Origin of the sequence: Vibrio fluminensis (genome assembly GCF_015278125.1) — a bacterium.
In the GTDB taxonomy this organism is placed as follows: domain Bacteria; phylum Pseudomonadota; class Gammaproteobacteria; order Enterobacterales; family Vibrionaceae; genus Vibrio; species Vibrio fluminensis.
The window spans coordinates 106084-116250 of record NZ_JADILO010000011.1; the positions used below are offsets into that span (position 1 = coordinate 106084).

General features: G+C 44.8%; 8 protein-coding genes. 2 read left to right on the forward strand and 6 right to left on the reverse strand.

The window, feature by feature from the left end; all coding sequences use genetic code 11:
• Positions 1–9: 9 nt before the first annotated feature.
• The 3 genes from IRQ95_RS10205 to hslV all read right to left on the reverse strand — a co-directional run bounded on the left by IRQ95_RS10205 (position 10) and on the right by hslV (position 3865).
• Positions 10–1620 carry a BCCT family transporter gene (locus IRQ95_RS10205; protein ID WP_194436828.1) on the reverse strand — a complete coding sequence of 537 codons (1611 nt, stop codon included), beginning with the start codon at positions 1618–1620 and terminating at the stop codon, positions 10–12.
• A 326-nt stretch (positions 1621–1946) separates the two neighbouring features.
• Positions 1947–3281 (reverse strand): ATP-dependent protease ATPase subunit HslU, encoded by a 1335-nt coding sequence (gene hslU / locus IRQ95_RS10210; protein WP_194436829.1) that lies wholly within the window; start codon positions 3279–3281, stop codon positions 1947–1949.
• A gap of 41 nt (positions 3282–3322) precedes the next feature.
• A complete protein-coding gene (gene hslV, locus IRQ95_RS10215; protein ID WP_194436830.1) occupies positions 3323–3865 on the reverse strand; it encodes an ATP-dependent protease subunit HslV in 543 nt (180 codons plus the stop codon).
• Between the two features lie 178 nt (positions 3866–4043).
• Here hslV and galE point away from each other — a divergent pair, with 178 nt between their 5' ends.
• Positions 4044–5060, forward strand: coding sequence for a UDP-glucose 4-epimerase GalE (gene galE / locus IRQ95_RS10220; protein WP_194436831.1), 1017 nt, complete (start codon positions 4044–4046; stop codon positions 5058–5060).
• 70 nt (positions 5061–5130) lie between these two features.
• On the opposite strand, the gene IRQ95_RS10225 is transcribed toward galE, so the two are convergent.
• The 3 genes from IRQ95_RS10225 to priA all read right to left on the reverse strand — a co-directional run bounded on the left by IRQ95_RS10225 (position 5131) and on the right by priA (position 9412).
• The gene (locus IRQ95_RS10225; protein ID WP_194436832.1) at positions 5131–5676 is read right to left on the reverse strand and encodes an SPOR domain-containing protein; all 546 of its coding nucleotides are present in this window, start codon (positions 5674–5676) and stop codon (positions 5131–5133) included.
• A gap of 166 nt (positions 5677–5842) precedes the next feature.
• Positions 5843–6856 (reverse strand): DNA-binding transcriptional regulator CytR, encoded by a 1014-nt coding sequence (cytR, locus tag IRQ95_RS10230; protein WP_348541601.1) that lies wholly within the window; start codon positions 6854–6856, stop codon positions 5843–5845.
• A 354-nt stretch (positions 6857–7210) separates the two neighbouring features.
• Positions 7211–9412 carry a primosomal protein N' gene (gene priA, locus IRQ95_RS10235; RefSeq protein ID WP_194436834.1) on the reverse strand — a complete coding sequence of 734 codons (2202 nt, stop codon included), beginning with the start codon at positions 9410–9412 and terminating at the stop codon, positions 7211–7213.
• A 362-nt stretch (positions 9413–9774) separates the two neighbouring features.
• Between priA and rpmE the strand changes: the two genes are divergently transcribed.
• Positions 9775–9996 (forward strand): 50S ribosomal protein L31, encoded by a 222-nt coding sequence (gene rpmE / locus IRQ95_RS10240; RefSeq protein WP_075650058.1) that lies wholly within the window; start codon positions 9775–9777, stop codon positions 9994–9996.
• The last annotated feature ends 171 nt before the right edge of the window (positions 9997–10167 follow it).

The window sequence follows — 10167 nt, forward strand, 5'->3', positions numbered from 1 at the left end:
GAAGCCGACCTAGATAAGACCTTGCTCTTTCGCCATTTGCTGGGCGATTTTTGGCGCATTCCACAACGATGGCAAAATAATGAAAGAGGTAGGCACAGCCGTGATCACAATAAAGGATTGCAGTGCGGAGATACCACCGTCGCCCATTGAAATCAGCACAATCGCGACTGTCCCCATCACCAAGCCCCAAAATGCACGGATCAATGCATTCGGTTGGCTATTACCAGTCATTACCACACTGATGGTATAAGTCATTGAGTCACCAGTGGTGACAATAAAGGTGGTGGTTAACACTAAAAACAGAATCGAAATCAGCATTGGGAACGGCAATTGCTGGGTTATCGCAAGTAACGCACCAGGTAAATTAAAGCCTTCAAAGCCCGCTTGAATACTGCCTGGGTTAGCTAACTCAAACGCTAATCCGCTACCACCAACAATACTGAACCAGAAACAGGTGATCAGTGGCGCAGCAATACTGATCGCCAGAATCAATTGACGAATGGTGCGGCCACGAGAAATGCGGGCAATAAAGATTGCCATCATCGGCGCGTAACCAATAAACCAGCCCCAGAAAAATACCGTCCACCAGCTTAACCAGCCAGTATCACCACGATAAAGCGCCATAGGGACAAAGTTATCGACCATGCGCCCTACCCCTTGAATATAGCCATCAATGATAAAGCTGGTTGGTCCCGCAACCAAAATAAACACCACCAAAGCTAGCGAAAGGATAATGTTGTAGCGGCTGACAAGCTGAATGCCTCGGCTTAAACCGCTTAGCGCTGACAAGGTATAACAAGCCATCGCGAGTACGACCACAAGAGTTTGGGTTTCAAACTGATCCGGCAGACCAAACAACGCATTAAGCGCATAGCTAATCTGCAAGCCCAAAAAGCCAATCGGACCAATCGTGCCCGCAGCAACCGCAATAATGCTCAACGCATCAATGCTGTTGCCGAGCCAGCCATGAATCGCACGCTGGCCAAAGATTGGATAAAGCAAAGTACGCGGCTTAAGTGGCAAGCCTTTATCGTAGTGGAGGTGCATTAACACAATTGAAGATAAACAACCCAAAATGGCCCACGCCAAAAACCCCCAGTGCAAAAATGACTGCGATAGTGCATTGATAGCCATATCACGAGTGCTGATCGAGCTATCATGATCACTATAAAATGGCGGCGCTGAAACAAAGTGTGCAATCGGCTCAGCCGCAGCCCAAAAGACACCACCACCGGCCAGTAGAGTACAAAGTACAATCGATAGCCATTTTGAAGTTTCAAGTTCAGGTTTGGCTAAACCGCCCAAACGCACATAACCCGTTTGACCAAGGGCGATAAACAGACCAATTACAAAATTGGCGAACAACAATATTTGCCAGTAGCCACCAAACCATTGGGTAGCATAGCTAAAACCAGTATTAACCAAAGAGGTCAAAAGCTCAGTATCAAGAATCGCAAGTAGCACGAACAAAGAAAGAAAAGTGCCACTTAACCAGAGCACAGGGTTAGACAGCTCCAGTTGGGAGCGGATAGAAGGTTTACTCTTTTGAGTAATAGATGAAGTTGAATAATCAGCTTCAGAAACGCAGGAAAGTCCTGCCGCCAAAGTGCCTTTAGACATTAGTGTCTCGCTTTTTTTGGCCCGCGTTAACGGGTTAGGCGTATTTCCCCCACAACTCATCCAGAGCGTGAGAACGATCACAAAGGCGAGGTATCATACAGACACTTTTATCAAATTGCACACCAACAACCGGTTCAAACGACTAACTAAACTATTAAATTATCTATAATTAGCTAGTTAAACCCTTAATATGCGGTCAATTTCTCTGAGTTAAAAATTTGTATAAAAAATATCTTAACGACAATGGAATTAGTGTGATTTTAGGTGAATAAATGCACAAAAAAGCCCCACCATATGGCAGGGCTAGCAAACTTCAATTCGGGGAATTAAAGAATAAAGCGGCTTAGATCTTCATCTTCAACAAACTCACCTAGACGCTCTTTCACGTACGCAGCATCAATCACCATCTTGCTGCCAGGCTTATCTGTCGCTTCAAATGAAATCTCATCCATCAAACGCTCCATCACCGTATGTAGACGACGCGCACCGATGTTTTCCGTGGTTTCATTTACCGTCCATGCTGCTTCAGCGATTTGCACGATGCCATCTTCAGTAAACTCAACATCCACTTCTTCAGTTTTCATTAACGCAATGTACTGCTCAGTTAATGATGCTTTAGGCTCAGTCAAAATGCGTTTGAAGTCATGACTAGAAAGCGCTTCAAGTTCAACGCGAATTGGCAAACGACCTTGCAGTTCAGGGATCAAATCCGATGGCTTCGCCACTTGGAATGCACCTGAGGTGATAAATAGAATATGGTCAGTTTTCACCATGCCGTGCTTAGTTGATACTGTGCTACCTTCAATCAATGGTAGTAAATCACGCTGTACGCCTTCACGTGATACGTCAGGACCTGAGCTCTCACCACGTTTACAGATCTTATCGATCTCATCGATAAACACGATGCCGTTGTTTTCAACGTTGTAGATCGCCTGCTCTTTTAGCTCTTCTTGATTCACAAGCTTAGCGGCTTCTTCCTCAATTAGGGCTTTAAGTGCATCTTTGATCTTTAGCTTACGCTTTTTCTTAGTATCGCCAGCTAGGTTAGAGAACATGCTTTGTAGCTGATTGGTCATCTCTTCCATGCCAGGAGGCGCCATGATTTCCACGCCCATTTGTGGCGCAGCAACATCGATTTCAATCTCTTTTTCATCTAATTGGCCTTCACGCAATTTCTTACGGAAAATTTGACGAGTATTTGAGCTGCTTTCTTCTTGTTGCTCGTTTTGCCCCCACGCATCACGCGCTGGCGGCAGCAATGCATCGAGAATTCGCTCTTCGGCTTGCTCTTCGGCGCGGAATTTTACTTTTTCCATCGCTTGCTGATGCGTCATCTTAATTGAAACATCAGTTAGGTCGCGGATGATAGTTTCCACTTCCTTACCAACATAGCCAACCTCAGTAAACTTGGTCGCTTCCACTTTGATAAATGGAGCGTTCGCTAACTTAGCAAGGCGACGAGCGATTTCAGTTTTACCAACACCCGTTGGGCCAATCATCAGAATATTCTTTGGTGTCACTTCAGCACGTAAGCTCTCTTCAAGCTGCATACGGCGCCAGCGGTTACGCAGCGCGATTGCTACTGAACGTTTGGCTTTATCTTGACCAATGATATGGCGATTCAATTCATGAACAATTTCACGTGGAGTCATTTCAGACATAATCAAATTCCTTTAAATTCCTACGAACACTATCTTTGGTTTTATTCAGCTTTATCTGCTGGAATTTCTAGTTCTTCAATAGTGTGATGGTGGTTGGTGAATACACAGATATCACCAGCAATAGTTAGCGACTTCTCCGCAATTTCGCGCGCGTCTAACTCAGTATTTTCTAGTAGTGCCGTTGCCGCCGCTTGAGCAAAGTTACCGCCTGAACCGATCGCGATTAGATCGCGCTCTGGCTGCACCACGTCACCGTTACCAGTAATGATCAGCGATGCCGTTTCATCAGCTACGGCAAGCAGTGCTTCAAGCTTACGCAACGCGCGATCGCTGCGCCAATCTTTTGCCAGCTCAACAGCCGCTTTAGTCAAATGACCTTGGTGCATTTGCAGCTTGCTTTCAAAGCGCTCAAACAGAGTAAATGCGTCTGCTGTACCACCAGCAAAACCTGCCAGTACTTTACCGTTGTACAAACGGCGTACTTTGCGCGCATTACCTTTCATGACGGTATTGCCTAGTGATACTTGTCCGTCACCCGCAATGACAACTTTGTTATTTCGACGCACAGATACGATGGTAGTCACGAGTAGGGCCTCTTATTTTTAAAATTCGCTATTAATGAGTATATGCGGATAACAGAGGGAGAATTCAAGGGAGAATCTCACTAATCAAGCCCCTAAAAAATTCTAGTTTGGGAGTTATCGGAAAACACAACTACACTCAAATTGAGTCCATGGATGAACTAAGTAGGGTTACAACTATATGAAAATACTAGTGACAGGTGGTACGGGCTATATTGGAAGCCATACTTGCATTCAACTAATACAGGCGGGTTATACTCCAGTAATTGTTGATAATCTGTGCAACAGTAAAATATCTGTCCTTCCTCGTATAAAGCGCATTGCAGGCCATGAAATAACGTTCATTCAGGCCGATGTTCGAAATAAAGAGGCAATGGTGGATATCCTTCAAGGCCATGACATCGACGCTGTAATTCATTTTGCAGGTTTAAAAGCTGTTGGTGAGTCTGTCGAGCATCCTTTAGAGTATTTTGATGACAATATTCATGGCACCCTAACTTTGATCGATGCGATGCGTGAAGCGATGATTAAACGCCTAATCTTCAGTTCCTCTGCTACCGTTTATGGCGACCCTGCTTCAGTGCCAATCACTGAAGATTTTCCAACTAGCGCAACCAACCCATACGGTCGTAGTAAATTGATTGTTGAAGAATGTCTAACTGACTTTCAAAAAGCGAATCCTGATTGGAGCATCACTTTGCTGCGCTACTTTAACCCGGTAGGCTCACACCCTTCAGGTTTGTTAGGTGAAGATCCTCAAGGTATCCCAAATAATTTAATGCCTTTTGTCGCTCAAGTGGCTGTAGGTCGCCGCGAATTTGTTTCTATATTTGGTAATGATTACCCGACTCAAGACGGTACCGGGGTACGTGACTATATTCATGTCATGGACTTAGCTGACGGCCATATCGCTGCACTTCAACATGTTGGTCCTAAAGCAGGCCTACATGTTTATAATTTGGGGACCGGTAATGGCTACAGCGTTCTCGATATGATTCATGCGTTTGAAAAAGCATGCGGTAAGACAATTCCTCATCAATTTGCTTCTCGTCGCAGTGGTGATATTGCCGAATGCTGGGCAGATCCAAGCAAAGCAAAACAAGATTTAAAGTGGTCAGCAAAACGTAACTTAGAAGAAATGACCGCGGATGCTTGGCGCTGGCAATCTACCAACCCTCAAGGTTATCCTGAAGATTAATCAGCACTTTAAAATGACAAGGCATACCGTGAGATATGCCTTGCTATTTCAATCGATAATAACCACTGTACTACTGCGTTTCTTTCCAAATCGCGCATGGTTCAATTTTGGCTCGCTGCAATTTGTGCTTATCTCGCTCTGCATCGCGCTTCAGCTTATATGGACCTAGCACTACGCGATACCATGAACTGCCGTCTTTCTTACGCACTTCACTACTAATACCTTGGAATGCGATATCCAACTTACGAGCTTCTGCTTGCTGCGCATTTTTGTACGCGCCGCATTGCATGATATACGGGATCGCCGAGATCACTTGTTCTTTGGCTTTCACTTCCACTTCACGGCTTGGCAAGCTATCAACATAATCCCACTTCTCTTCTGGAGGAGGCGGAATAACCTTTGCAGGTTTAGTCTCTTTCTTGCTTTGCGTTGAAGATAAATTGTTGGTGACCTGAGGCTCTGGATCTTGACTCAATGTGTATAAGCCAAAGCCAAAACCACTCAGCACGATCAAAGCTACCAGTCCGCTACGCCATGGTTTGCGTTTCGCCGGAGCGGGCTTTTTCTTTGCGGGTCTCTTATTGGCTCCACGTTTTACGTAATCTCTACTTGCCACAGTTGTACTACAATCTCAGTAATTTATTGCTAATATCTTAATCCAGAACTCTGAACGATAATAGCTTGGGAGCTATTTGCTAACAGAATCAGGTGTAAAATTTGACATTAGTTAATAAAAAAGCGGCAAAATCTTTTTGCCGCTTTTTTAAGAAGTGTGACCCGTCCTAAATAACACGCGGTGGCGCAGCACTCTTACGTACCACTAAGTTGGTCTCTAGCAGGCGAGAGCCAGTGCGCACATCATGGCCACGTAAAATCTCTAGCATCATCAACATAGCTTGACGACCAATCTCGTAGCGAGGCTGAGAAATTGTCGTCAGAGGTGGATCGCAGTATTGAGCAAACTGAATATCATCAAAACCCACTACAGAAAGATCTTGAGGTACACGTAAACCAAGGCGTTTTGCTTCTTGAATGGCGCCAATTGCCATCGCATCGTTATGACAGAAAATCGCGGTTGGCGGCTCAGGAAGCGTAAGTAATTGACGCACCGACTTCGCGCCATCTTCAAAGCTAAAGTTGCCGTGAATGCTGTAGGCAGGATTCATAGTAATGCCTGCTCGACGCAGCGCTTGGAGGTACCCCTGCTGACGGAACTGACACAAGGCCGCTTCCTGTGGGCCGGATATTTGTGCGATACGCTTATGACCAAGCTGCGTTAAGTAGTTTACCACTTCAAATGCAGAAGTAAGGTTATCAATATGAACGGTTGGCAACTCAAGCTCAGGAGCAAATTCACACGCCATCACCATAGGCGGCAAATTTTTCTGCTCAGGCTTACTAACATCAAATGGAATATCAGTTCCTAGCAATAACATACCATCCGCTTGCTTAGTAAAAACTAAGTTAACAAAGGAATTCTCGCGTTTTTTCTGTTGAGCGCTATCACCAAGAAGAACAATGTATCCATGCTCCATCGCGGCATCCTCTATACCGCGAATAATCTCGGTGTAGTAGGGATCGCAGATATCAGGAACGATCGCAATGATTGTTTTAGACTCGTTACGTCGCAGATTGCGCGCAAGTGAGTTTGGTGAGTATCCAGCTTCTAGCACTGCATCTTCGACGCGCTTACGCGTTGCTGAAGAAACTTTTTCAGGATTCATCAGCGCCCTAGATACCGTCGCTGTAGAAACCCCTGCGAGCTGAGCAACATCCTTCATTGTCGCCATAAGTATAACCCTCTTAAATTTTCCCTTGTTAGTAGCCTGAGCCACCCAAGCCTTATTGCTATTGATGGACTATACCCATGAGAATACAAAATACTGACTTCTAAAATTCAATTAAGAAACTGGTATTTTGAGCAAACATTAGATATATGTGCCCACTCTTTAATTGTGTCTTTTCTTGGTAATTAGGCAAAAATCAAGCTCGTTCCACCTCTATTCACCAAGATGCGTAATATTTCTTGTAATAGTGTATTTATTTCACACCATAAAGTTACGGCATATTTAACAAAACACGACCCATAACCGAGATTTGCATCACAAAATGACTTTCTAATGTAGCGTACGTAACATTGTAAAATCGAACTAGCTTAGATCTTGAGGTTCTATATCTAGTGACCAACGCACTTTTTTGCTATTAGGTAATACCTCAATAGCTGGTTTAGCGCTTGCCAACAAACGCTGCATTTTAGGCCTAGTTTGCGTTTGCAAAAGAAGTTGCCAGCGGTACTTTCCCGCTTTTCTCGCCAAAGGTGCAGGTGTTGGTCCTAGTACTTGGCATTCATCATCAAACAATGGATGCGCTTCTAAGGTATATCTCACCTGACGCAAGAACTCCTCAACCACTTCACTGCTGTTGGCTTCTGCGCGAAACAAAGTGAGATAAGTATAGGGAGGCAACATAGCAAACTTCCTTTCCTGAAGGGCCGTTTGCGCAAAACTGCGATAGCTATGATTCAACAACGCTTGCAGCAAGGTATGCTCCGGATGATGTGTCTGCAAAATCACTTCACCTTGCTTACTTGCACGCCCTGCACGACCAGCTACCTGTATAAATAACTGCGCTAATCGTTCTGAGGCTCTAAAGTCACTACTGTACAGTGAACCGTCTACATCCAGCAATGCGACTAAAGTGACATCTGGGAAGTGATGACCTTTGGCTAGCATCTGCGTACCAATTAAAATTTGGTATTCACCTTTACGGATCGCCGTCAATGCACTCTCTAAACTTCCCTTACGCCTTGTACTGTCACGGTCAATACGAATCGCTTTGTGCTCAGGAAACAGCGTTTTGAGCTGCCCTTCAAGCTGCTCTGTACCGACTCCAACCGTTACCAGATTAGTAGAACCACACCCTTGGCACTGATGGATAATAGGTTGTTGTGAGCCACAGTGGTGACAACGGATCTCATTGCTGTATTGATGGTAGGTATAGTAGGCATCACAGCGCTTACACTCAGCAATCCAGCCACATTCGTGGCACATCAAAGCGGGAGAAAAACCTCGGCGGTTTAAAAATAACATCACTTGATTGCCCGCATTTAAATGCCTGCGCATCTCAGCAATCAAAGGCGCTGATAGGCCACTCTCTAAATATAACCCTTTTACATCAAGCACTTTATTGGTAGTCGGTTTCGCATTACCAGCACGCTTAGACAACTCCAAATGGTGATATTTACCACTGAGCGCATTGTGTAAGGTTTCTAACGCTGGTGTTGCCGAACCAAGAACTATCGGGATTTGCTCTTTATTGGCGCGCATAACCGCCACATCACGGGCATGGTAGCGCAGGCTGTCTTGCTGCTTATACGAGCTATCATGCTCTTCATCGACAATAATAATGCCTAAGTCAGAGAATGGCGTAAGTAACGCAGAACGAGTACCAATGACAATCCCAGCCGCTTTATCTCGTGCACTCAACCAAGCGTTGAGTCGCTCAGTTTCATTTAATCCGGAGTGGATCACTTCTACAGGCACATTAAAACGCTTACGAAAACGGTTAATTGTTTGAGGCGTTAAGCCGATCTCAGGGACCAGCACCAAAGCTTGCTTACCTTGCTCCAGTACGGGCTTGATAAGGTTAAGGTAAACTTCAGTCTTTCCTGAACCCGTCACACCTTCAAGTAAATAGCAGCCAAAGCCTTGAGCACTATTAACAGTCGCGATGGCAACAGCTTGCTCTTGATTGAGCTTAGGTTTATCGACCTCTGCTTCTACTTGGCTACCCCAAGCTTTTATTACTGGTTTCTTCTCTACCGATTCAACCCAACCTTTTTCTTGTAGAGTCTTAAGTGTGGTGCCAGAGATTTCTTGGTCGAGTAACTGCTGATGAGATACCGGACCGTATTCCAGTGCACGCATCGCGCTCGCTTGTTTAACCGCCCGCCCCAGACCAGCCATCAATTGGTTCTTACCTTGCTCTGTCAGATGCCATTCGACCAAAGTAGAAAAGTCCGCTGGTTTACCTTTGCGTAATGCGGTCGGCATCGCATTTGCCAGCGTGTCGCCAAGTGGGTACTGATAAAACTGACTGCACCATTTGAGCAACTGATACAATGAATCTGCCCAAACGGGTTGGCTATCAAGCACCTGCTTGATGGCTTTAAGTTGGCTTTGATTGAATTCAGAATGATTGGTTAACTCTGTGACAATGCCGATTAAAGTTTTCGGTCCAAACGGTACAGAGACGCGCCCACCAATCACCGGAAAAAGGTGACTAGGGATCAGATAGTCAAATTGCTTATCTAAGGGTACAGGCAATGCCACCCGAGCAATGGAAGGACGCATATAATTAACGCTAACAGTTGTGAGTAATAAACAGAATCAGTCTAAAGCAAAACGTCGCTTGATTCTATTTCCCTCTCCTCTCGCATTTGAACCATCTGCCGCCTGAGTGCCTATTCTTACCTAACATCATCACATCGTTATATCTCAAAGAAAATAAAGGCGGAGACTTCAGCTAATGGTGAAAAAAGTAGCAATAATTTAAGTAAATCTGTTGATCCTCACTGGCGGATTCATTACTATACTGCGCCTTAGCATTATGGCTTGAGGATTTATTCATCAAGCGGTATGCGATATTTTTTATTAACTACGTGTGGTGTCCGGCTTAGAATCGGATGGCGACACGGCCTATTTGAGGTTTTCCCATGAAAGTTGGTATTCACCCAGAATACAAAGCAGTACAAGCTACTTGCTCTTGCGGTAACTCTTTCGAGTTCAACTCTACTCTAGGTAAAGAGTCAATCCACCTAGACGTATGTGACAAGTGCCACCCATTCTACACTGGTAAGCAACGTATCGTTGATACAGGCGGCCGTGTTGATCGCTTCAACAAGCGTTTCGGTGCTCTATCAAGCGGCAAGAAGTAATTACTACTTTTATACCGATTATAAAAAGGACGCTCAGGCCTGTCTCTTATACACAAATCCCCAAGCCACGGTTTGGGGATTTTTTTGAACTAATTTTAAATTTCATGATCTGATCATCTAAGCAATCACAAGGATGATTATCATGACTTATATAGAACCAACCCTTTGGGC

Coding starts and splice junctions, on each gene's coding strand:
- hslU (WP_194436829.1), bottom strand. CDS start 3,281: ATGTCTGAAATGACTCCACGTGAAATTGTTCATGAATTGAATCGCCAT.
- IRQ95_RS10205 (WP_194436828.1), bottom strand. CDS start 1,620: ATGTCTAAAGGCACTTTGGCGGCAGGACTTTCCTGCGTTTCTGAAGCT.
- priA (WP_194436834.1), bottom strand. CDS start 9,412: ATGCGTCCTTCCATTGCTCGGGTGGCATTGCCTGTACCCTTAGATAAG.
- galE (WP_194436831.1), top strand. CDS start 4,044: ATGAAAATACTAGTGACAGGTGGTACGGGCTATATTGGAAGCCATACT.
- rpmE (WP_075650058.1), top strand. CDS start 9,775: ATGAAAGTTGGTATTCACCCAGAATACAAAGCAGTACAAGCTACTTGC.